The organism is Vibrio sp. 947, assembly GCF_033339115.1.
Lineage (GTDB): Bacteria > Pseudomonadota > Gammaproteobacteria > Enterobacterales > Vibrionaceae > Vibrio > Vibrio alginolyticus.
Genome location: NZ_JAWOTX010000007.1, coordinates 150,696 through 174,734, shown reverse-complemented (window position 1 = coordinate 174,734; position 24,039 = coordinate 150,696). Strand labels below are relative to the sequence as shown.

Below are 24,039 nucleotides of genomic sequence, written 5' to 3'. Positions count from 1 at the left end.
CTGATGTTGATGTTGATGCAATCGACGTTAGCTCTGGTACTGCTAAAGCTAAAGTTCACATGACTATCTAATAGTCTTTAGAGGGGGAACCTCCCCCTCTTTAAATAACAATAAAAAACAACAATAAAAAATAATAATAAAAAATAATAATAAATTTAAAAACAATAAATAATAACAAACAAATAACAATAAAGTAAAAGGAAACTAAACTATGTTTAACTTAATCATCTCAATCATCGCAATCGCTCTAGTTGTAGTTCTAGCAGGTGCTTCACTTTACTACGGCGGTGACGCGTTCAACCGTGGTTCTTCTGACGCTAAAGCGGCAACCCTGATCAACCAAGCACAACAAATCCAAGCTGCTGCAACTTTGTTTACAGCTTCTGAAGGTGGTGCTCCTACTGCGATTGCAGACCTTGAAGGTGCTTACCTAAGCTCTACTCCAAGCCTACCTGTAGGTGCTGATGGCGCTAACTGGGAACTAGGCGATGCTAAAAACGCTTCTACTGCTACTGTAAGTATCGTTTCTGTTGAGCTTCCATTCGCAGCTAAAACTGAAGACGGTATCACTAAAGATATCTGTAAGACAGTTAACAAAAACGGTGCTGGCGTAGTGTTCTGTAGCGTTGCTGCTGACGGTACTTTCACTGATGCAAACCTAGTAGCTGGCGCTGGCTCTGCTGATGTTGATGTTGATGCAATCGACGTTAGCTCTGGTACTGCTAAAGCTAAAGTTCACATGACTATCTAATAGTCTGAAACAAACAGGCCGCATTCATATGCGGCCTTTTTTATTGGTGGTTTTATGGTAAAGATATCCGCTGAACAATGGGCGTTAGCTGCTTTAATTGGTGAAGCTCGGAGAAGATCAAATGAAAATAAAAGAAATATCTCCAGAGACCGAGGAAGAGATAAAAACATTCTCAATGATCTAATGGGTTCTATAGGTGAGTTAATTGCAATCAAATGGTTTGGTCAGTACCTATCTAATGATGAAAAAATTAACGCAATTAAAAATATGTTTAGCTTGGGTGGCGGAAGTAAACATACGTATGCCGACCTATTTTTGGATATCCATCCTGGCAGACTACGTATCGATGTTAAGACTTTCGATTGCGCACCTAATAAAAGGTTCTTTGCAATCAACAAAAAAAAGCACATGAAGCTCTTAGGGCGGTGTGATGGTTATGCTTGTTTATTGCTACCAAGATTATCGCATCAAGCCGCATTTATACCGTTTGTTCCTTACGACGATGTATCTAAGTGGGAGCTGAAAAGTCTGGGTGGTTATGGAGATCCTTCACACAATATTGCTATCACAGAGTTCATTAAAAAGTACTCAAGCACGGAAATTTCATTAAAGGATTTGCAAGCGTTCTCAAGATACCAAGACTCTGATATTAAGAGTAAATTATCGAGCAGTGAAACAATAAATAAATTCTTAAGCCTATGTCCAGAAGCTGCTTTTTTATTGATAAAACATTAATTACTTCATTGACATTAATAAGAACAATAAATAACATATTCAAATAAATTAATTATAAAAAATATTAGGAAAACAATATGAACGCAATAATAAAATTAAAAGGTTTCTTAGACTCTAAAGGTATGATTTTATCGGATTATATCCTTGCACTATCTGCCATTGCTTACGGTAGTTATACGTGGGACATGCTATTTCTGGTTGCAGGCTGGCTGGGTTTAGCATTGGCTACCTATAGACCTTCAAGAATTGCTGATCATCTAGTTGCAAAAGTGGTAAAGAAGCCTAGAGCGATCTAATTATGGGGCATCTAATTATTACGATTATCTCCATTGCTGTATTTGCCGCATTTTTAACTGCTGGGGCTAACTACATAAACCCCACAGTTATAGATGATATTGGAAGTAAGACTCTAATAAAATCATCACTGATTCAATACTCGTCTGGAGTTATGAATTACAAAATGATTCACAGCAAATACCCTACTAGTACTGATCAGTTCATACCAGATATCATTTCTCAACCAAAACTACCAAAAAACATGTCGCTTTCTCAGTTTGAAAACAACCATGTTAATGGGACTGTAGAGCTGTGCTTCGATGTAGAGATAAAAGCTGAAAGCTCACTGAAAATGTTAAAGGCAATCAGTGGTGATGAGCTTCAAGGAAACTTCATTATTTCAGATACCTGCGGGTCAAAAACTGAAGTTTTGCCAGTAACTTTTCCAGTAAATAAAAAGATAACATATATAATAAGGTAAAAATGTAATGATTCATTTGATGGTGCTTGCGCTCATATTCATGGCTTTTGTGGGAGCCATTGGTTTTAGTTTTATGAATATGACACATTCAACTAACATGCTTTACTCCACCCAGTCTGATAAAGATATTACTAGCAAATGGGTCATTGCGTTAGAAAACGACAGGGTTGAGGATCCAACTACTGGCAGGCTGATCGCACCATTCGGATTGAACTTAGAGCAGGACTACAATGGAAACGGAATAAGCGATATTAGTTTTCATGTGCTTCCTGACGGGTATGGTTTACCTAAAGTAAACGCTTTTGGTCGTTACTATGTATACTGCCCTATTGGAGAAAGTATTGGTGGTGTTGGTTATGAATTAGCAACTGTAAAAACAGGTAAAATTGAAGGCGACCTTAGCACTTACAATGTTTCATTGCTTACTGTAAATGGTAAAAAGTATGTAGCTGAATCCAATCTAAATATTGATTCTTCAATTAACAAAAAATCTATTTCAGCACTTATTCTATCACCATACTCTAAAGACAGTAATGCCCCTTCCTGCTCTGAAGTTAAGCTGACAGATGGTATTTATACAGTTCCTGGCGCTATAGTTACAGCCATCTCGTCAGAGCAGGCTTCCAATGACAAAATCACCAAAACTATACCTCTATTATCAGGAAATGCGCAGGACTTATCTGCAATGTCAAGCGCATGGAAAATGGGTTCGGCAATCCAGTACAACATAATGATTGACCCTGACACATTCACTGTTTCTGGCGATATAGACTTTTGCTTTAGTAAAGATATTTACCCTAGAAAGGTTTATCTAAACGGTTCCTTTGATGGTTCCAATATTTCACAACTTACAAGTGCATCATCAGCAAAGATAAAGCTTTGTAACGCATCATTATACGTAAAAGACCTATCGTTAGATGGCATCTATATAGATGCCTTGAATAGCACAATTTATGTTGAAGACAGCAACATTAATGATATGAACGCAGTCAATAGTGAATTTGTTGTTAATGGAACCGTAAACATGACTGCTGGCATTTACGATAATGTTTTGAGCGTTAGTAGTGGCAAGGTAAATGTAAAAGATTCGACATTAAACTTCAGAGTTAAAAATAATAACGGAAGAGTCGTTTCTTTAGATGGTTCTAGACTAGACATAAACTATTCTTCTGTAAATGTGATTACTTCTGGAGCCACGGATAATCTAAAGTCAGCGATCTTTATCGATGAATCATCCAGTGTAGCAATTAAAAAATCAACACTAAATATTTCCACTAAAGCAAACTATTCCCCAATTGTAAATCAAGGGAAAATGGATATAATTGGTAGTGATATAAATATCTCTAAAAGTAAATACGCAATAACATTAAAAAATGGTGGTCAGTTAGGTTTGTCTGAAAGCACGGATTTAAGCCTAACAGGTGTAAACGTAACAGCGATTGTTGATGAGTCTGGTCTAGGTGTTTATGGTGATAATGCTAACATTACATCTGAAACATGTTGGACTGGACTGTTATTCTCCGATTCTATTAGTAACACCAGCGGAACTTCTGAAAGCGTAAATAATAAAATTACAACAAATAGAAGTAATTGGAACTGTAACCAATGAATAATAAAGTAAATTCCAGCTCAAGAAACGAACAACTAAAAGAGCATCTATTAAAGAATAACTTAGTGACTGATAAAGAGTTGAAAGCCAGTGAAATGGAGTCTTCCGTCACTGGTAGAAAACTTGGTCATATCCTCGTTAAAAACGGATTCATATCTCAAGATGTGTATGTTGATTCCATGCTTAAAATCTCTCAAGACGGTCTTGAGCATGAAGAAATAATTCTTGCTCATGTCCCAACTGAGATATTAGTTAAGACGAAAACTAAAATTTCCGCAGACACTGTTAAAAATGTTTACATAAGCACTTTTACTGATGAAGCCATAGTTAGGTTCTTACTTAAACCCTACTTTCCTGCTCAAGAAATTGTTTTTATTGAGTCAAGTCTGGAAGCTATTGAATCCTATCTGGATAAGCTTGGGGAATCGAGTGATGAAGATGGGCTTACTCTAGAAAGCCTTTTAAGAGATTGCATTATTAAGGGTGTATCTGACATACACATAAACCCTAAAGTTGAGTCATACACGATTTTAGTTCGATATCTTGGTGTTCGAACACTTTATCACGAAGGTGAGCTTGAAGAATATCAAGTCTTGACCTCAAGGATAAAGGATAAATCAAGAATTGATATGGCTGAAAGGCGAATCCCACAAGATGGTGGTTTTTCGATTGAGCATGATGGTCGCATGGTTGATTTACGTGTTGCTACCGTAGTGGAAACCAATGGTGAAACAATCGTAATGCGTATTCTTGACCCTCAGAATGCCAATAAAAAAATTGATGATTTGGGTATCGAAGGAATTAATGAGTGGAAGAAAGGCGCAAGCTTGATCAATGGAATCAACCTTATTTGTGGTGCTACGGGTTCAGGTAAAACTACCACCCTAAATTCTACAGTTAAAGGTTTGGATAAGATATCAAAAGCAATATTTACCGCTGAAGACCCTGTGGAATATCAAATTCCTTACATTGTTCAATGTAATATGAATGATGCGGTTGGATATAACTATCCTAGAGCACTTAAAGCCTTTATGCGTTCGGATCCAGACATCATAATTTTGGGTGAAATTCGTGATGAAGAAACAGCGCGTAACGCAGTTAAAGCTGCGGAAACAGGTCACTTGGTGTTTGCGACAATCCACACTAACTCAATTTTAGGCGCATTTAACCGATTTAGGGATATCGGCGTTCCTCCACATGAATTAAAAGATATCTTGCGCTCTGTATTGTGCCAAACCCTGATTAGGACTCTTTGTTTATCATGTGGTGGCTCTGGTTGTCCTAAATGCTTGGATTCTGGGTATTCAGGTCGAACAATCGTTTCTGAATGTTATTACTTCAATACTGATGAAGAAATTGAAAAGGTTCTTGTTGAGAAAAAACCCCTTTGGAAAACAATAATCCAAAACGCATTTTTAAAGTATGAAAAAAGCATTACTAATTTCAAAGAGATTGATCGTGTATTTGGTGACAAGGGTCTTTCAATGCTTGAATATGAGTTAATGCGTAGAATGCTAAAGAAAGTTAGCTTGACTGAAAGTGCTAAATTCTTAGAATATAACACATATCAAATAAATGAAATTAAAGAGTCACTTTCTGATTTAGAACCAAACTGGAAAGATGAATTTGAAGAAAAATATCAATTATTAATAAAAGATAACCTTCACATTACAGAACTATAAAAAATGAAATTATTTAAATGCGTTATAGAACATAAAGGGAAACTGATCACTAGAGAGATTGAGGCTCCTGACCAGCTTGATGCAATGAAAATTGCCAAGACATATGGAAAGGTTATATCTTGTAAAAAAGCCTTCTCAATGGGCAAGTGGGAGCCAGCATTTGAAACTGCTGACCGACAAATCTTTCTTCAGCGATTAGCCGCGATGACAGGCTCTAAAATGCCTGTCTCTGAATCTTTGGCTTTAATGGAATCAACATTTAAAGGAAAAATAAAAAAGATTTCATCAAGGCTTCTTAGGCATATTTCTACAGGTAAAAGCTTACCAGATGCAATTGAGTCTCTTGGTCCAAAAGAGTTCCCTGCAACAACAGTTGCCCTGATCAAAGCGGGAATCATCGGCGGTGATACTGCCTCAGCCCTGAGAAATGCAGCGGATTTTGAAATCGAAATGGATCGAATTAAGCGTGAAAGTGGCGCTGGGATTGGTAGTGCTTTAACGGGCTTTTTCTCTGCTGTGGGTATTACATTTGGTACAACACGATATATGGGTCCCCAAACGCTTGAATCAGACCTTATGGTAATTGCTGGTGACTCTATCGATGTAGACTGGGCGATTACTCTAGGTAAGTTCTGTGAAGTAATGATGGGGTCATTTGCCCTTATGATGTTTGTATTGTGGGCAATGAATAAATGGGGTAGAAACTTTGCTCCACTTTTAGTAGATAAAATCATTCTAAAGATCCCTTACTACAAAGATCTCGCTTTATCTAAAAACTCATACATTGCTCTATTTGGCTTAAGTATGCTAACGAAATCAGACGTGAGAATGCAAGAGGCACTCTACCTCTCTGCTAGCGTTGCTGAAAAGGGGCAATTAAGACAGGAGCTAGTAAACTCAGCAGATGCTATTGGACGAGGCGCTGGTAGAGACTGGGCTATGGAGTTGAAATCTTTGCACCCAACCGATGTTGCGGCACTTTCATCATCAGAAGACAGAAAAAATATTGCTCTTTCTCTCGATGCCATTGCGATTCAATATAAGAACATCTATGGCGCGAGAGTGAGAATGCTTGCACCAATTCTTCAGGGTGTTTCTGTTGTATTCCTTTGTCTAGCAGGCGCGGTTCTCTTCGGACTTACCATTGTACCAATGATGCAGTTTGCAACTGCCGACTTGGGGTAATTATGGATGGTTATATTTACATCCTATCTAATAAGGCAATGCCTGGATTATTAAAGATAGGAACAACTACAGATATTGAGGGCAGATTGTCCTCATTATTTAATACGAGCGTTCCTTACCCATTTACTCTTCTTTTCTATAGCCAAGTAATGGAATCATATAGAGCTGAAACTGAAATTTTCAACAGACTAAATGCATATCGTTGTAATGACTCTAGAGAGTTTTTCGAAATCGATTTAGACAAAGCAAAAGCTGTTGTATCTTCAGTAATTGAAGAAATCAATGGACTGTATGTTGATGAGGAATTAGATAGATATTACAATGTGTGGACATGTCCTGATTAATAAATGAAATAAATATGAAAAGTAATATGAAATCTAAAATTATTGCCTTAAGCATTGCTTTTGCCTCTGCTTCATCTTTCGCAAATGGTGGCTCACTCGACAAAGTTGGTGTTTTCGATGATGCTTATAGCGGGTTCCAGCTCCTAAGAAAACCACATAGCCAACAAGAGAAAATTGTTGTTGAAAATACTAAAGAAGAAAACGATCTTCTCCTGTCAAGCTTACAGTCTCTTTCTGTATTAAAAACTGAGCACAGTCAATCTGAAGTAGAAGATGCAATTTTCTATATAATGACAACTCAGCATGAAGAGCTAAAAAGTAAGTGGGATGATAATGTCACATTCAATAGCATAAAAATTTACCAAGACGACAACATGGTAAATTATGAGCAGTATAGTTTTGATCCAGAAACTCCAATGGTAAATAAAAACCGAATTAAGAATGGATTGCCTCCTGTTAGCTATGACGGTTTACAAATTCAAATTTGTGCTTTAACCAAAAATGTAAGTTCTTCAAAATTTGAAATTCTTTCAACTCAAGTTGATGCATTTATCAATTTATCTCGTTCAGGGCTAAGTAAAGAGCAAGCTTGCTTGAGTGAGTCAGATGCTAAAAGTTACTGGGTTGAAAGACAGAAAGATTTCGTGGATCAATATTTAAATTACACTCCGAGATACCGTTATGAGTAATTTGCATCAAAGTGACGTAGAGGTTATGGATGGATTAAAGGACACGATTAAAAACTACCTTGCTAAGAAAGGATACTCTTCACCAGACTTTTCGTATTTGAACTTTAACAACGTTATGATTTGCAATCTTTCAGTATACAAAGGAAATTATAAGCAGATCATGAGCGAAGCGTACTGTGAGTGGTGCGCAAATTCTGGATTCAAAGAGGAATGGTTAAAAATCAAGTTTTTCTATCCCGACGTTCATCAGGAAGTGAAAATTATCGGTTTGGATTTGGATGGCGGTGAACACTGCATCAGACTAATTACATCAGATGGTAGAGAATTCAATGCTCACCCAACAAAAGTTAAAGAATACATCCTAGTTTCTATTGGTGGTGGCTTAGATTTAAATGAGTAGCGATGTACAATTTTTACTGAATGAAACTTCAAAAATTGAAAATATTGTTCGTAATTTACCAGGCTTAATCCTTAATAAATTTGATATCAAAAATGAAAACGGTGAAATATCAATCTCCATTAAGGTTAAGAATCTTTCCGAATACGAAAACTTCATTCGCAACGAATACATCAAATATGCGAATCGATATAGACTACCAATAATGGCTATTGATGAAGTATTAATTGCAGATAATGGCACCTTTAAAGTCCTTGGATGGGAACAAAAAAATAGGCTTTATCCTATAATCATAAGGGAGCTTGATACTTTTAATGAATATAAATTGAGCAGAAGTCAGTTCCATAATCTTTATGATAATGCATTAAAAGAGCCGCTATAAGCGGCTCTCATTATCCAAATGGTTCTTTATTCTTTCGAACACTCCGTCCATTGTTCCTACCCCATCGATACAAATAGCGTGTGGGTTGAGCCAACAGTATTCTTTGTATCTATTTCGAATCTTATCGAAATCCTCTTTACCGTTAGGATCAAGTCTATTCCTTTTCCCTCTACTAATCATTCTTTCCTCATACGTTTCATATGGAATGTCGAGAACGAATGTAAGGTCTGGTTCACACTTAAAACCTATCGCCTTTTTAAGGGCGTTGTATGAGCTAAACAGACTATTGTCATTCATACATTGGTATACATAGGTTGATGGCTCAAATCTATCACAGACTACGATTTTGCCTTTTTGAAGATTTTCCTTAATTTTGTTCTTATAATGTTGATTTCTAGAGGCTAAAAATAAAAGCATCTCTGTTTCACTATGGATAACCTCTTCAAAGGAATCGTCTAAAAGCACACTTCGAATGGCTTCAGCAGCAGGAGTGCCTCCTGGCTCTCTAGTAATCTCAACATCAAAACCTAATGAAGCAAAGTAAGAGCAAACTCTTGATATTTGTTCACTTTTACCTGCTCCATCAACACCTTCAATAACAATAAACATTAAATTTCAAGCTCCGAATCTTTTTTATTATCTTTATTAATCTCTTGAAGGATGTATTTTCCATATTTTTTAGCTCTGCGCAACGTCATACCGCAATTTGTAAGATCATCAATTGATGTTGGCATCTTTTCAGAAATTGCTTTCGCAACATTCTCACTAAAGATAAGCATTTCGTTTTCATCGAAAGTTTGAGCAAGTTTTGCTCTCAATGTCATTAAGCCATTAACAGAGGAAGTTTCCACAACATGAACATCATTGCCTTCATGTTCCACGTTCAAATTCGGACTCTTTTCAGCCTCTTCTTTGCCAGCATTCGAATTGTCGGAAAATGGAGCGTCAATATTATTCAATGATATATATCCACTGATTGTCGCAATGATGTCATCACCATACATTCTGATTCTTTGATCAGAGATATCACATTGCGCCATTGATTCCTTGTTCAGCGGCTTGATAGTAGCAAGCTTTCTTGCCGCTCTATCGCTGAAGATCATGTGTGGAGGGTAAGACCTCTTCATTGCTAACAAGCTACGCTTTTCAAGAATGATTTTATAAAGCTCTGGGTCATATATCTGCTTAACTTTCATTGCGCCAGCTTCATTGGACTTCTTCACTGTTCCAAAGTCGCTGATCACTCTTTCTTGGCTTTTACCTTCTAAAAGCTCTTTTCCTTTTGGAGTGATCTTGTAGTTGCCTTCCATTTTAGATACGTGGATGATCTGGTCATCAATCATATCCTCCATTAGCCTTTTGACCTTAATTGTAGTCATCTGTTTTAGAAGACCAAACTGGTTGAGTTGGTCGTAGTTTCTTCTAATTAATGACTCTTTTTGGAGACCTACAAGAATATCAGCATACCTTTGAGTGGTAAGTTGACCATTTGTGTCTTCAATCAAAGATAAGGCAGCTCTTAAATCTTCGTCACTGTACTTGCTGATTTTTTGCCCTTCCAAGCTCTTTTCAAGGCATGAAGAACATGTACCACAGTTATCTTGATGAGAGTCACCAAAATACTTCATAATCGCAGTGCGCTTACACAGTTTAGTTTGGCAGTATCGCTCCATAGTGTTTAGCGCTGCTTGTGTGGTCTTTCTTCGCTCTTGCAGGTAGTCTAAGTCTAAAGGAGCCTCAATGTTCTCGATTGACACTTCTACGCCCAAATAATCGCCTTCAGAGCCTTTCATCTTAATAACACCCTGGTCTTCTAGGATGTTCATGATGCTTTGAACTTCGTATGCGCTAATCTTTTCCGCTACAAAATCTGAAATAGTTTCAAACTTCATGTAATCAACACGATCACCAACTAACTGGAAGAGTGCATTTCGTACAGCAATTACATTCGCTATTGTTGGGTATGACGTTGCAATAAAGAACTCATTTAGAACCCTATCCTTTTTGCTGTATAACAAGTAAGCATCAGAATCTTTTCCGTCACGACCAGCCCTACCCGCTTCTTGATAATAGTTTTCAAGGTTTTGAGGCATGTTAAAGTGTATGACTGCTCTGACAGTTGGTTTGTCAACCCCCATACCGAAAGCATTCGTAGCAACAATAGTTTTCAAGCGACTTTCAATGAAAGCATCTTGTACGCTATTTTTCTGCTCTGGTGATAATTTACCGTGATACACACCAACATTAAGCCCCCTTGAATTCAGGCTTGCACCTAATGTTTCAGCCAGTTTTACTGTTGGGACATAAATGATTGTATCCTGACCTTTATGATGGTCTAACAATTCTGTTAGTGCCTCAGTCTTACTGTTCGGTTCTTTTACATGGAATCTAATGTTTGGTCTATCAAATTTACCAACTTGAATATATGGATCTTCCATCCCAAGAGTTTGAAGGATATCTTCGCGCACCCTTTCCGTTGCTGTAGCTGTATACGCTGCTCTAGGGATTCTACGATTTTGAACCGACTCAATTTTCTGTAACGAATCATTTATTCGAGAATATGCAATACGGAAGTCATGCCCCCACAAAGAAGCACAGTGAGCTTCATCGATTGCAATAAATGAAATCTTAGCTCTCGCCAAGGCTTCAAGCATTTTCTCGTCCTCTAGCCTTTCTGGAGCCATGTATACAAGTTTGTATGCGTTTTCACCAGTTAGTCTAACGCGGTTGAAGATTTCTTGAGGCTCTAAAGAAGAGTTGATGTATGTTGCAGGAATATTTCTTTTAAGCAAATTATCAACTTGGTCTTTCATCAATGAAATAAGTGGGCTAATTACCACGCACGTCCCATCGAGTGCCAATGCTGGAACTTGGAAACAAATTGACTTACCACCACCTGTTGTCATGATGGCTAATGAGTCTTTACCGCTGATTACATTATCAACAATTTCGGCTTGCCCTGGTCTAAACCCGTCATAGCCCCAATACTCTTTAAGAATTTGACTTGGATCTTTGTTCATTTTTTATTCTCATTTATTCTATTTGCTTATTATACCACAATTTATTTTATGTATTAACACTGATTTTCCAATACATAAAAGTTGCGTTAGCTTTAACCATATTGTAGAATTCTGAATTAAATAAAAAGATAAAAACCAAAAATAAGGCTAAATAAATGAGTGCTCTAAAACAAGAAATCGGGTCTAATGTTACCCCTATAGTAGCATCTGAGCTTGCAGACTTGCAGAATAAGATCAATATCATGGACTGGTGGCATGTCTCTGAGATTGTCTCTAAAGCATGTTCGTTGCCTGAAGATCAACTGCTAAACCCAGAAGCATCTATCCCAGCAAGCTCTAAGGCTGGTCGCTTACAACATCAAACAATGCATCAGTTCATTACGCGCACAGGTTCTGCGCTTGGTCTGGCAATGGACTGGAATGAGTGGGCTGAAACCATTCAAGCGACAATGCTAAAAAAACGATACTCTATCCACTTAACAGATAAATCTCAGATTGTTAAACAGTTTAATGATATTAAAAACTTCATTGGTCGAGAGCCAATCAGTGAAGAAGAATATCATGTAGAACGAGACAATTTTTTTACTAATGTAAAGAACGAACTTCAAGCAAAGCATCGTCGTAACGTTAGTGAGCTTGAGAGCAAAGTTCAAACTTTAGAATTCCAAAGTCAAAATGCTGAAAGTGAAATCTCTAAACTTAATGAACTTCTTGATGCTACCAAACTAGCACACAAGCAGGAAATTCAAGATCTAGAAAAGCAGAAAGCAACTGCTCTTAAAGCAAATGAGATGTTGGCAGCAGAAAAGCTAAGTGAGCAAAAAGCAGCTCTTGAGGCTCAACACTCTATCGTGATTGAAGAAATTAATAATAAATTACTTTTGGCAAATCATAAGCACCAAGAAGAAGTAGGCAAGCTACAAGGTCAGATTCTTTCTCTAAAAGAAGACCATAAAGCTGAAATTGAACGTATTCTAGGTGAATATGTTGCAATTAGTAAGCATCGTGAAGTTGAGCTTTCTCTGTCTAAAGAAAGAGAGAAAAGTCAGGCTATGCTATTAGAAGTTCAAAGTCTAAATGACAATAATAGTAAGCTTGAAATAACCAATCAAAGTCTGACTGAAAGCCTTTCTCAATATGAGCAGAAATCCATGTCTTTCAAAGCTCAGCTAGAGGAACTGCAAGCCAAGATTGTTAGTGGTGAAATCTCAGCAACTGACATCTCCGCGCAGAAAATCCAAGAGATTGAAGCGCGAAATGCTGAGCTAATTGCTATGAAAGCAACATATGATGCTAAAGTAGATGAGCTATCTAAAGCCAATGAGCAAAAAGCAAAGAAAATCGGTTCATTAACAGCTAAGATTAAGAAGTACAAAAAAGCAATTAAAATGTACAGAACCATGCTGATTGAAACGCAAAAATCAAACACTGTGTTTAAGCTGACTACCGCAGCATTCTTAACTTCAAGTGTTGTACTAATCATACTCCAAGGCGTTAAATTACTTGCCTACGGTGGTTAATAGAAACAAATAAAAGCGCATCCAACGATGCGCTTTTTTATTTATCTTATTATTGGAAAGGAACGCCAAGTTCTTCACTTTTGGCTGAGATCTCTTTGGACATTTTGAGATTCTTTTCAATGTTTTCTTTTATGCGATGAGAAAGGAACGAGATTCTTTCTTCTTGGTTTTCATCCTTAATACATTCCAAGAATGCATTCACATCACCAACAATAAACACCTGCTGTTTAGCCCTTGTTACTGCGGTATAGATAAGTTTTCTATTCAGCATTCTTTTGTTGCTTTTTGAAATAGGGATGATAATCGCGTCACACTCAGTACCTTGTGATTTGTGAATTGTCTTAGAGTAAGACAGTTCCATTTGACGACCAATTGATAGAGGTAATGCAACAGTTTCTCCATCGAATTCAATGCTTACCTTTTTCCCTTTGAAGTCAATGTATTTAATTTCGCCAACCGCTCCATTAGGAATGTTTTTATCTTTGATTCGCTTCGTGATAACGATTCTATCCCCTACCCTAAACTCTTTACCACCAAGCTTAGCATTGAACGAGTTGCGCCCTGGAGGATTGAATATAGGCTTAAGCTTCTCATTCATCGTATTTACGCCGATAGGCGTTTCATATTGCGCAGACAGAACCTGAATCCTAGAATGATCTATACCAAGTTCACCAGGGATAAAGCCCTGACATAACTTAATTACCTTGTCTTGTGTTTGGAAGTCATTCTCAGTAGGGATTACGTGCCATGAACCATGACGGTTCTGATTAAGCGCAGGCGTTTCCCCTTGATTGATAAGCATGGCGTTATCATTTATCTCTGAGTGCTCTCCAAAGCGAATTGGAGTTGTTAAGTAGCTTGTTTTCACCTGCTCTATTGAAATCAAATCTTCGATTACATTTCCAATCTCAACTGAAGGTAGCTGGTCTTTATCGCCTACTAAAATCAATCTTGTTGTAGATTTTAACGATTTAATCAATCGAGACAGACCGTATAGATCAAGCATTGATACTTCATCAACAATAATAACGTCTGCATCAACTTGCTTGTTTACCTTTGAATAGAACCCGCTATCCTGATTGAATCCGATAGCCTCATGCACAGTGAAGCAATCCTCTCCAATAGACTCGGACATTCTTTTTGCAGCTTGACTGGTAGGTGCCATACAAACAATTTTTTGAGTATTATTGGACGCTTTTCTAATCAAACCCATGATTGCTTTAATTACAGTCGTCTTACCCCTACCAGGTCCCCCTGTAAGTATTGCTAATTTTGTTGATACACAATTCTTTACAGCGGTTCTTTGCTCATCTGTCAGAAAATCCTCATCAGGGTCAAGATTTGAGTAGTCGTCAATCTTATAGGATGTAAGGTAATCTGCAAGATGTTGAGCTGTCTCTTCTTCAAGTCTTGCGTGTAATTTACTTTGAAGAACATCTCCAATCATATTGTAAATACCAACCCTCATATCACTTCTCATGTGATTTAGGATAAGGTGTGGATTTACTCCCTCAGCTTTTACACTATCCAATAGATTTTTAGGGTAAATCCCCGTAGAACCACCGCTAATTGACTGATTATAAAAGAAGTCCACAATACTACTTAAGCGAGCATATGAATCTTCTTCCCAATACAGATTCTTAATATAGCTATCAATTGTAGAGATTGGGAAATAATCAATCAGCCTATAAGGATTTCTTGAAATCGCATTTAAAGCACCGTGTGGGTGCTCATTGAAAATATCAAACAATTTGGCAATGTCATCATAAGAAAAGCCTAACTGCTTCATGAACTCAACATCATGGGCAATCATTTTTGCTTTTGACCAATCTCTCTTTACCGCTTGGATGTCTAGTTTAAATCCATCATTTACAAGCTTTTCTGGCTCTTTTTCAAGAATAGAAATAATCCCTTTTCCATACTTAACTCCAATTTGTTGCGCATCTTTTGAATCAATTGATTCAAAGATTTTAGATTCTAAAATTTCTTGAATGTTTGGATTGGACTTTTCAAGAAAGTGAGCAGGGAAAATTGAATTAAACTCAAAATACTTAAAGCCATCATTGTTTTCTGAAACCTTGCCTCGAATAACAACGGTATCATCTACGCTAGGTGTGTAAAACGCCCTACCGCTCGTATGTATAATGAAGCTTTTACCGCTGCTCTCGAAATTTTCAGAAATAAAACTTTTAGATTTTTCATCTACAGGTTTTACTTTCAAAGAAATGTAAGAGTCATTTTTATTGATGTTATTATAGGAAATAACCTTTACCTTGATAAATGACATTACCCCGTACCTTTTTTCATTTATTGTTATGCTTATGACATTTTACTATAATTGGCAAAAAACGGTAAGGTGAAATAATGATAAAAAAAACACTTTTGGCATTTTTAGCTTTAAATGCCGCATTTTCAGCAAATGCAGATATCAACTTAAACAATAATATCAGTGATAAATACCCATTTATTGCTAGTGGAACGGGGGTGCTTGCTGAAAGCTCTGAGCATTTATGGATTAAATTTGATGATGAAACTTTCAAAAGAGCCACTAAGTTCACTACAAGTAATAACTATCGAAGAGAGCACAAAGCTTTAAAGGTAGAGGCTTTTGGTGTAAAATCAGAGAAATACAAATTTACTAAAAATCCAAAACTTAAAGAATACTGGGTTGAAGCCAATACCATTGCTAGCAATGCCATTGAAGGTAAATCGGTTGATGTATATTGCACATCAGTCACAACCAGCGGTATGCCTTCATGCATTATTTTTTCCAATCTTGTAAATGAAGACAATGAAGAGATACGCATGAACTACAACAGAGCTATCATAGAGTCAGGATTGTCAGTATTTGAATATGATCCAGAGACGATTCAGCTTGGTAGCATGGAGAAAACCGTGATTTACGCTCAGGAAACGGCGAAAAAGAATGGTGTTGGTGTTTGGTCTCATTCTTTAGGTATTTTAGATATACAATTCGAGTAATTTAATAATGACTAAAAAATCAATCAAAGAAAGAACGCCACAAAGCGATGCCTTCCTACATGAAAACCCTGTTATCAATAGGGTTCTTCAGAATCGAGGTATTAAATCACTTGAAGAATTAGATTTAGACATAAAAAACCTATTAGACCCATTTCTGATCAAGGATATGGACAAAGCAACTGACAGCTTGATTGATCACTTAATGGAAGGAACAAACATCTGTATTGTTGGTGACTTCGACTGTGATGGGGCTACATCCACCAGCATCATGGCTGAAGGTTTGAAATTGTTAGGCTTTGAAAACGTGTCCTATATTGTTCCTGATAGGCAAAAACATGGATATGGCTTGACACCATCAATTGTTGATCTGGCTTATGAAACTAAAAAGCCAGATGTTATTGTTACAGTTGACTGCGGGATCTCTTCATTTGATGGCGCAGATAGAGTTTACGATCTTGGCATGGAGTTGATAATTACTGACCACCACTTGCAAGACAGTAGTGGTAAACTGCCTAAGTGTGAAGCTGCTGTTAACATCAACAGAAATGACTGCCCTTTTCCATCTAAAAACCTCGCGGGATGTGGTGTGGCTTTTTACCTAATGGTCGCATTAAGAAAGAAAATGCGTGATTACGGAATATTCCAGCAAAAAGGCATGGCTGAACCGAACCTTGGTCAGTTATTCGATTTAGTCTCCTTGGGTACTGTTGCTGACGTTGTGCCGTTAGATAGAAATAATAGAATTCTTGTTAAACTGGGTTTAGATAGAACCAAAAGAGGTTTGGCTAGAGAAGCAATAAACGAAGTATTTAAGCAAAAAAACAAAGACATTTTTAAAGTAAAATCTTCTGATTGGGGCTTTATGATGGGTCCAATTCTTAACTCTGCTGGTCGATTGGAGAATATGACCAAAGGTATTGAGATGCTTCTAGACCGAAATCCAGGTCGTGTTACAGATCGAGTGAGTGAGCTGATTGAGTTAAATGAAACTCGTAAACAAATTGGTAGAGAAATGGAGCTTGATACTGAATGTATTCTAGATAACGAAGAAGTTAATATGGGTGTGGTAGTCTTCCAACCCGATTGGCATGAAGGTGTGGTTGGAATCACTGCCTCGCGAGTAAAAGAAAAAGTAAATAGACCTGTTATCTGCTTAACAGAAACCCATGAGGCAAAAGCTGCTCGTGAAAAGTATGAATTTGCTCTTGAGAACAATCACGATCCAAAAACTATTGCGCAACTAAAGGAAGAAATGGATAACAGCCTAATCAAAGGGTCAGCACGTTCCATTCCAGGTGTGCATGTTAGACATGTTATGGATCATATTAATACAGAAAACCCTGGAATGATTGCTAAGTTTGGTGGTCACGCAATGGCTGCGGGTATAAGCATTCCATACAATCAGTTTGAAGCTTTCAAAAAAGCTTTTGATAAAGCGTGTGAAGAAGTTATTGAGCCATATATGATTGAGGACTCTGTTGTTGTGGATATACATAACGTAGATCCTGCTTATATTAGCTTAGAGACAGCAGAACTTATTAACTCATTTGAACCTTGGGGACAAAAATTTGAATCCCCTGTATTCTCTGGTCAATTTGTTGTTAGGGAATTTAAGCCTATAGGAAAAGAACAAAATCATCTTAAACTTGTTGTATCCCCTATAGGAAGTGATCACAGGTATGAAGCACTCTTATGGAATTGCTGCTCACCTAGTGAGCCTCCAAGAGTACAAGTAAATCATGTCATTGATAGTGTGTACACATTGGATATTAATGAGTGGCAAGGATTTAGAAGGGTTCAGTTGATGTTTAATTATATGTATGATGAAGAGTATGAATTGAACCTTCAAAGAGAAGCGAATATTTCAAAATCTTCAGAAATGGTTATCTAATAACAAGTTGCCAGATATAGGGTGGTTGTGACTTAGTCGCAACCACCCTTTTTTATATTTTTTTCTTATAAATAACAAGATTCCTGATATAATTTATATAAAAGAAACAAGTAAAGAATCTTCTTCATGAAAAGAATTAAATTAAGTCACAGTGAAAGAGCATTGTTCAAATGCGCTAAAGATAGAAATACAAAAAAATTCATTAGCATGTATATGAATAGCGAATTCGTGGAAAAAACAGTTTGCAATGATGATGGTGAATCACTACTTAACGTTGCAATAAAAAACAATGCTGTTGATATTGCTTTGCTTTTAGGTGATGACCCAGAGCTGATTAATATGCGTGATAAAAATGGGAACCCTCCTGCATTAGCTTTTAAATCTCATATTAATGAAAAGTTATTAAAAGGGCTTATTGATCGCGGTATGGACATTAATAAACGCTCCGTTATAATGACTGGAAGTAAAAAAGGACAAGAATGCGGAAACTTACTTCATCGTATCGCTCTTTTTGGTAATAAAGAGGATTTCGATTTAGCTCGTAAATACGGGGCGAATATCGAGAGCCGAAACTCTAAAGAAGAAAAGCCAAAAGATGTCCTGAAAAGACTAAATAAACTAGATGAATTTTCTCTTTAACAGGCAAAACAATATGAAAGCAAATAAATTAATCTTAGGTATTGCATTAGCTATTGGAACCATTCCATTCGCATCACATGCTAATGTCAAATTCGATGCTCAACCAGTTATCAGCGATAAAGTCACCGAGTTCCAATACCGTGTGGATCGTGATAGTAAAATAGACAAAATTAATGACAGCATTACTAGTGCTGGTGGAATGAAGCGTTTAGTGAAAGATGCTGATAACGGAGATGCAAAGAGTAAGTTTGTACTGTACGAGATGTACAAGTACGGAATCGTCTATAAGGCAGACTATCTGAAGGCTCACCAGCTTCTGCTCGAAGCTGTAGAAGCGAAGTTTGCTCCTGCTCTTATCGAGTACGCTTATTTCTTGATGGGGTATAGTGACGTTGATAAAACAACAAAAGGTCTTGCCGACCCTCATGATTCTCTGACTCAAGAAGAAAGAGAGCAATTGGCAATGAGCATGTTCCTTGATGGCGCTTATGTAGGCGACCCTGTAGCTCAATATGTTGTTGGTACTCACTACATCCTTGGTAAAGGCGTTGCTAAAGATCGTGATTTGGGTATGTTCTGGTTGAGCCAGTCCCAAGCAAATGGTTTTGAACCTGCTGAAGCTGCCAGAATCAAGGTAGATAAGGCTCTAAACACTCTTATTAACTTCGAGCAGGTATCAACTGACGCGAAACTCGGAAAAGTTGATGCTATGGTTGATCTAGCTAAGTTTTACCTTTCAGACTATGAAGTTGAATTGAACAAAGAAAAAGCTCATAGATTACTAGTTACAGCTTCCAAGCTTGGTAGCGCTGGAGCAAAAGAGCTTTTAGAAACTCATTTCTAAAATATTTATTCATTCACTTTTAGTTAAATAAAAAGCAGATCATTATGATCTGCTTTTTTAGTTTTGTTTAGTCTACTTAAGCGCTTTCTTGGCAATGTATTTCCAGTTCAAGTACCCTTCCATAGTTTCACCATTACTCATGATGATTTTAGGAGTGCCTCTAACACCAATCATTTCACCGATAAGATAGTGCTCAAACACTGGGTTTTGAATATCACCCATAACCTCATCACCTTCAGCTCGATATCCTGCATACACATCATCAGCAGCTTTGTTTCTATCTTTGTTGTACCAGATGCTATCCATCAGGCGAACAGAGTGCTTGAGCTTATCGTCTTCAAGACCTAACCCCATATATCTTGGGTAAAATAGGTAATACACTGATATTCCATTTTTAGTGTAATCCTCCACTTCGCTATGCAGCTTTCTACAGAATGGACAAGTTGGATCAGTAAATATCACCATTGAGGCTTTTTCATTTTCAGCCTTGTAAACAACTGACCATCTATCACCAGCTTTTTCGACAAATTTCACTATAGCCTGGATCTGTTTCTTAGTTACTTCTGGTGAGAGTTCTTTACCGTCTTTATCAAACCCAATCTTAGGAATCACTTTTTCCTTGTATTTGATGTATGTGCGATAACTTGTAACGTCCTCAGGGTTAACGCGACCATTTAGGCTGTATTTAGCCATATCAGCACTAACTCTTTCACCCCCGTAGCCTTTTAGCTGCTCATCAATCACCTCCTGAGGTGTTTCATCTCTTGCTTCAGCCTTTTCTTGCTCAGAGCTATTTGTATGAATCGCTATTGATGATGCAGGAGCTATTGAAGCAATCTCCTTTTTAACGTCCGTTGAGTTCTTTAGCTTGTTAAGCTCATCCTTCAAGCTCGAACCTAAATTCATCTTTTCAGGTTTAGATGATTTATCTGTTGATACTGAAGCTGGAGCGCTTTTAATTGTTACAGTGTGACCTTTAAGCTCAGCTTCTTTTTTTAGGATATCTGAAACGATCTGTGTTTCATTCTTTTTGGTTTCAGAATTGTATATGTCACCACGGATAAACCTCCCAGAATCTGGATGGAAGTAAAACTGGTCAAACTCACTCATAACGAGATAGAGACCTGGAACACTTGTTTTTGCTGCCGCGACTAGCGGTAGCTTTCCGCCTAACGCACTATCTAATTTTTTGTTAATTTCAGATAGTTCCATACTATTCAATGTAGAATACGCCTTACCCTCACCTACAGGCTGCTCTTTCCAAATTTTTAGATCAAGCAATGCTGGCGTATTAATGATCGTTATAGATGCTCCTAACATGAGAACACCTAACGCTACAGAGGAAAAGCCGAAACCTTTTTTCTTTTTTAGTTCTTTTTCTTCAGTTGACATAATAGGTTCTTTTATTATTGATATTTTACGAAATGATAAATTATTAGTTTTTATTTTTCAATTAAAAAGGCGCTCATTGAGCGCCTTTTCTGTTAAAAGATGATTCTCATTATATCAGCTCCTAATCCAACAACCATCAATGTGGATACAAGAACTAGACCTGTAATGGTAAATGCCTTATCTACCATTTCTGGAACCTGCTTGCCTGTAATAGCTTCTACTGTGTAGCTAAACAAGTGACCGCCATCAAGGGGCTTTATTGGTAAAAGATTTAATACCATCAAATTAATGCTAAACATGGAAACAAAACCGATAAAGCTCATTAAACCAAATGATGCGGCTTTTTGGGCTGTATCTGCAATACCTATAGCGCCACTCAAAGAGGTAGGGCTTACATGACCAGTCACAAGCTTGTATAGAGTATTTATAATCAAGATAGCCCCATCATATGTTCTCTCTAAACCTGTAATGATTGCATCTTTAACACCGACATCTTTAACAATTAAGTGAGATTCGTCAATCTTTTGCATCATAGGAGCAACCCCTAAGAAACCCGTCTTACCGTCTATTGGATTGCCCTTTTCACCTAGTTCAGCATTTAGAGTATGTAGCTGACCCTCTCGTTTAACAACAATTTCGACACTCTTAGCGGGTCTTACATTAACAATCTTTGATAATTCAAAGAAGTTCCCAACGCTAACACCATCAATTGAAACAACCTGATCTTCCTGCTTTAATCCTGCCTTTTCAGCGGGGCTATCCTTTAAAACCGCTCCAACAACATTCGTGTGGTTCTTGTACTGAGGTAAAATTCCGATGAAATATGAAAGATCTTTAACTTTTGAATCCAAAACTTTATCTTCCAAATCAATGTAGATCTCGCCTTTTCCTTTTACCTCTACATTTACTCGATTAGAGCCTATGGATCCAATGAATGCATGGTCAAGTTCTGTCCATGTTTCAACCTTTGTTCCATTTACTGAAGTAATCACGTCACCTTTTTCAATAACCAAAGTTCCGTTTTCTTCATATTTAATGTCATTTGAAACATAGTCTACGATGGTTGATGGCATGGTCAATGTGCCGTATGAAATGACTGTAAAGCCAATAATAGCCATTATAAGGTTGAATATAGGTCCAAAAGCGACCACAAGAAATCTCTTCCATCTAGGAGCTTTGTCAAAAGATCGATTTAAATCATCTTTACTGTATTGTTTTAAATCCTCAGCATCCATCTCTGTTGAATCCAGCATCTGAACGTAGCCACCAATAGGAAGCCAAGAGATAGAGTATCTAACACCGTCTTTACCTGTCCAACCGTAGGCTTCTTTTCCCATACCGATTGAGAATTTCAAGACTTTAATTCCAAGTTTCTTCGCAGTAATAAAATGCCCATATTCATGGAACCCTACAACTACGAAAATTAAGAGTGAGAAAAATACAATAGATTTTGAAATCAATAGTATATGTTCCATTTTTTATTCCGTTTATTAATTAAGTTTCGTGAATTATCCAGACTTCAGTTATGAAAGTCAATCAAACTGGATGTTTTATCAGGTATAAACTCATGGTATTATTACGTTAATAAAGATCAAATTGGTGTTACCCATGTGGGATTCATATACAAAAAAACTTGATATTACATTTCTTCCAACTTTGGCAAGTACCGACATTGTTACAAGAAGGGAAAGTTTACCTTGGAGTACTATTGTCTCTCTTTTTTCCAAGCATGACGTTAGAGACCATAAAGATGGCACAGCATTCATGCCTGTAAAGTTTAAGCCTGAATCTGATTGGATTTCAGAAAAAAAAGGAGACAAACCTGAACATTACAGGATTGACCAAAACGTTCAAGCTATAACAATGGCGGTTTTTGACCTTGATGAAGAAGGTGCTATGGAGCAGGCTGAGAAAGCCTTTGCTGGTTTTGAATATATCATGTATTCAACACATAGCTATTCTAAAGAAACGCCTTATAAAGCACGTATTTTAGTTAAGCTTAATGAGCCAATTGATGCGAGCAATTGGAATGAGTTTTTATGGGAGATTGCTCAAGCAATCAAAATCGATGAGATGTGTAAGAACTTATCCCGTAACTACCTGCTTCCTTCGATCAGCGTTGATGCTGGTATTGCTCCAATGTTTAAGCATAGCACTGGCAAATCTTTAACAATTAATGACGCGAAGAATATAGCTAAGAATTTCCCTAGAGAAATGTCTGATGATGAGCGTGAGTTCGTTGATAAGACTTTTGGAAAAGTTAGTACTACCTATGTGGAAAATGAACACTTCTCTGGCGCTAAAGTAAATCATTATGACAGGATCGGAAGCTCAAAAGATTATGATTACGAATCTTTAGTAGAGCGACATGCCAAGCATATAAAAGAACTTGATATCAGCGATAAAAGACACGCCTTTGCGCGAGGCGTTACTGCTAGTGAAATTCTAGCTGGTGGAAAGCAGGTTGACTGGTACAACGTTGTTCAGTTTATTTATAGAACAACCAGAAGTCATGGTTCAAAATGGTTACAACACGGAAATACGCCAGATGAGCTTAATGATCTTATCCTAAACGGTTATAGAAAGTTTAAGAAGAACATCATTGATTCAGATCCAGGCTTTGTGCTTCAAATTAATAAAATTGTGAACGCAGCAAAAGAGCAAGCTGAAAAGTCTATGAGTTCTAATCAGTGGGTATTTAACGCTCCACCTAAGAAAAAGGACACCAAAAACATTGGTGAGGTTTTCGATAAAAACGCTTACACTTATGAAAAGCTGGTTGATAGACACAAGAACAACCTTTACAAGCTTCATGCTGAGGGTGATCTATTTGACTTTGTGATTTCTGTTTATGAAAAAGAGCTTGATAGAAATGGAGAAAGGACAGACCTTAATACTGTTGGTCAATTTGCTCTATTTTCTTGTCTTAACTACATTAAAAAGACAAATAAAACTATCGATGAGTTTTCTTCTGATTTTGGTGTGATGCTGACGAAAGGCTTGGATATTGACTTTGGCGACCAGGTTCCAGTTAACAAAGTTCCTTTAATGAAGAAGTTTGTTAAGACATCTGTGTTCTTGGGATACCAATGCATGGTTGGGAATAAGAAGTGGGATTTGAAGCGTGAAAAATCGCCTGACAACACCCCTTCAAGATAGACTTTATAAGATAAAAACTGAAAAAATAGGGGTCTATTATTAGATCCCTATTATGTAAAAC

General features: G+C 37.2%; 22 protein-coding genes. 17 read left to right on the top strand and 5 right to left on the bottom strand.

Going from position 1 to position 24,039, the window contains the following annotated elements:
- The first annotated feature begins 211 nt into the window (after window positions 1–211).
- The 11 genes from R7Q39_RS11365 to R7Q39_RS11315 all read left to right on the top strand — a co-directional run bounded on the left by R7Q39_RS11365 (window position 212) and on the right by R7Q39_RS11315 (window position 8,531).
- Window positions 212–751 carry a hypothetical protein gene (locus tag R7Q39_RS11365; protein ID WP_085762339.1) on the top strand — a complete coding sequence of 180 codons (540 nt, stop codon included), beginning with the start codon at window positions 212–214 and terminating at the stop codon, window positions 749–751.
- Window positions 752–805: 54 nt separating this feature from the next.
- A complete protein-coding gene (locus R7Q39_RS11360) occupies window positions 806–1,486 on the top strand; it encodes a hypothetical protein (protein WP_118895352.1) in 681 nt (226 codons plus the stop codon).
- A 77-nt stretch (window positions 1,487–1,563) separates the two neighbouring features.
- Window positions 1,564–1,782, top strand: a complete 219-nt coding sequence (locus R7Q39_RS11355) for a hypothetical protein (RefSeq protein WP_038129273.1) — start codon at window positions 1,564–1,566, stop codon at window positions 1,780–1,782.
- Window positions 1,783–1,784: 2 nt separating this feature from the next.
- A complete protein-coding gene (locus R7Q39_RS11350) occupies window positions 1,785–2,243 on the top strand; it encodes a hypothetical protein (RefSeq protein ID WP_038129276.1) in 459 nt (152 codons plus the stop codon).
- A gap of 7 nt (window positions 2,244–2,250) precedes the next feature.
- Entirely contained in the window at window positions 2,251–3,852 is a 1,602-nt protein-coding gene (locus tag R7Q39_RS11345) for a hypothetical protein (RefSeq protein ID WP_318076259.1), read from the top strand.
- Complete coding sequence (locus tag R7Q39_RS11340) at window positions 3,849–5,534, top strand: GspE/PulE family protein (protein ID WP_318076258.1); 1,686 nt, start codon at window positions 3,849–3,851, stop codon at window positions 5,532–5,534. The genes R7Q39_RS11345 and R7Q39_RS11340 overlap by 4 nt, the downstream gene beginning before the upstream one ends.
- A gap of 3 nt (window positions 5,535–5,537) precedes the next feature.
- Complete coding sequence (locus tag R7Q39_RS11335) at window positions 5,538–6,719, top strand: type II secretion system F family protein (protein WP_045592718.1); 1,182 nt, start codon at window positions 5,538–5,540, stop codon at window positions 6,717–6,719.
- Between the two features lie 2 nt (window positions 6,720–6,721).
- Window positions 6,722–7,063, top strand: coding sequence for a GIY-YIG nuclease family protein (locus R7Q39_RS11330; RefSeq protein WP_053318328.1), 342 nt, complete (start codon window positions 6,722–6,724; stop codon window positions 7,061–7,063).
- A 14-nt stretch (window positions 7,064–7,077) separates the two neighbouring features.
- On the top strand, window positions 7,078–7,752 hold the full coding sequence (locus R7Q39_RS11325) for a hypothetical protein (RefSeq protein ID WP_318076255.1): 675 nt from the start codon (window positions 7,078–7,080) through the stop codon (window positions 7,750–7,752).
- Window positions 7,745–8,152, top strand: coding sequence for a hypothetical protein (locus tag R7Q39_RS11320; RefSeq protein WP_045592715.1), 408 nt, complete (start codon window positions 7,745–7,747; stop codon window positions 8,150–8,152). The genes R7Q39_RS11325 and R7Q39_RS11320 overlap by 8 nt, the downstream gene beginning before the upstream one ends.
- Window positions 8,145–8,531, top strand: a complete 387-nt coding sequence (locus tag R7Q39_RS11315) for a hypothetical protein (RefSeq protein WP_318076254.1) — start codon at window positions 8,145–8,147, stop codon at window positions 8,529–8,531. The genes R7Q39_RS11320 and R7Q39_RS11315 overlap by 8 nt, the downstream gene beginning before the upstream one ends.
- Here R7Q39_RS11315 and tmk read toward each other — a convergent pair.
- Complete coding sequence (gene tmk, locus R7Q39_RS11310) at window positions 8,526–9,140, bottom strand: dTMP kinase (RefSeq protein ID WP_318076253.1); 615 nt, start codon at window positions 9,138–9,140, stop codon at window positions 8,526–8,528. The two genes, R7Q39_RS11315 and tmk, sit on opposite strands and share 6 nt — an antisense overlap.
- The gene (locus R7Q39_RS11305; RefSeq protein WP_318076252.1) at window positions 9,140–11,551 is read right to left on the bottom strand and encodes a RecQ family ATP-dependent DNA helicase; all 2,412 of its coding nucleotides are present in this window, start codon (window positions 11,549–11,551) and stop codon (window positions 9,140–9,142) included. Before R7Q39_RS11305 ends, tmk begins: the two co-directional genes overlap by 1 nt.
- A gap of 155 nt (window positions 11,552–11,706) precedes the next feature.
- Here R7Q39_RS11305 and R7Q39_RS11300 point away from each other — a divergent pair, with 155 nt between their 5' ends.
- Window positions 11,707–13,071, top strand: coding sequence for a hypothetical protein (locus R7Q39_RS11300; protein ID WP_318076251.1), 1,365 nt, complete (start codon window positions 11,707–11,709; stop codon window positions 13,069–13,071).
- Between the two features lie 49 nt (window positions 13,072–13,120).
- On the opposite strand, the gene R7Q39_RS11295 is transcribed toward R7Q39_RS11300, so the two are convergent.
- Window positions 13,121–15,358 (bottom strand): AAA family ATPase, encoded by a 2,238-nt coding sequence (locus R7Q39_RS11295; RefSeq protein ID WP_187026574.1) that lies wholly within the window; start codon window positions 15,356–15,358, stop codon window positions 13,121–13,123.
- Between the two features lie 77 nt (window positions 15,359–15,435).
- Here R7Q39_RS11295 and R7Q39_RS11290 point away from each other — a divergent pair, with 77 nt between their 5' ends.
- From R7Q39_RS11290 to R7Q39_RS11275, 4 genes are all read left to right on the top strand, one after another.
- Window positions 15,436–16,053: a hypothetical protein gene (locus R7Q39_RS11290; RefSeq protein ID WP_038129285.1), complete on the top strand. Its 618-nt coding sequence runs from the start codon at window positions 15,436–15,438 to the stop codon at window positions 16,051–16,053.
- Window positions 16,054–16,060: 7 nt separating this feature from the next.
- Window positions 16,061–17,944, top strand: coding sequence for a single-stranded-DNA-specific exonuclease RecJ (locus R7Q39_RS11285; RefSeq protein WP_318076250.1), 1,884 nt, complete (start codon window positions 16,061–16,063; stop codon window positions 17,942–17,944).
- A 126-nt stretch (window positions 17,945–18,070) separates the two neighbouring features.
- Window positions 18,071–18,583, top strand: a complete 513-nt coding sequence (locus R7Q39_RS11280) for an ankyrin repeat domain-containing protein (RefSeq protein WP_038129288.1) — start codon at window positions 18,071–18,073, stop codon at window positions 18,581–18,583.
- Window positions 18,584–18,596: 13 nt separating this feature from the next.
- Entirely contained in the window at window positions 18,597–19,427 is an 831-nt protein-coding gene (locus R7Q39_RS11275) for a tetratricopeptide repeat protein (protein WP_020331500.1), read from the top strand.
- Between the two features lie 72 nt (window positions 19,428–19,499).
- Here R7Q39_RS11275 and R7Q39_RS11270 read toward each other — a convergent pair whose 3' ends face one another.
- Window positions 19,500–20,819, bottom strand: a complete 1,320-nt coding sequence (locus R7Q39_RS11270; protein WP_052697527.1) for a thioredoxin fold domain-containing protein — start codon at window positions 20,817–20,819, stop codon at window positions 19,500–19,502.
- A 92-nt stretch (window positions 20,820–20,911) separates the two neighbouring features.
- Window positions 20,912–22,294, bottom strand: coding sequence for an RIP metalloprotease RseP (gene rseP / locus R7Q39_RS11265; protein ID WP_318076249.1), 1,383 nt, complete (start codon window positions 22,292–22,294; stop codon window positions 20,912–20,914).
- A 133-nt stretch (window positions 22,295–22,427) separates the two neighbouring features.
- On the opposite strand from rseP, the gene R7Q39_RS11260 reads away from it, so the two are divergent.
- The gene (locus R7Q39_RS11260) at window positions 22,428–23,978 is read left to right on the top strand and encodes a hypothetical protein (protein WP_318076248.1); all 1,551 of its coding nucleotides are present in this window, start codon (window positions 22,428–22,430) and stop codon (window positions 23,976–23,978) included.
- The last annotated feature ends 61 nt before the right edge of the window (window positions 23,979–24,039 follow it).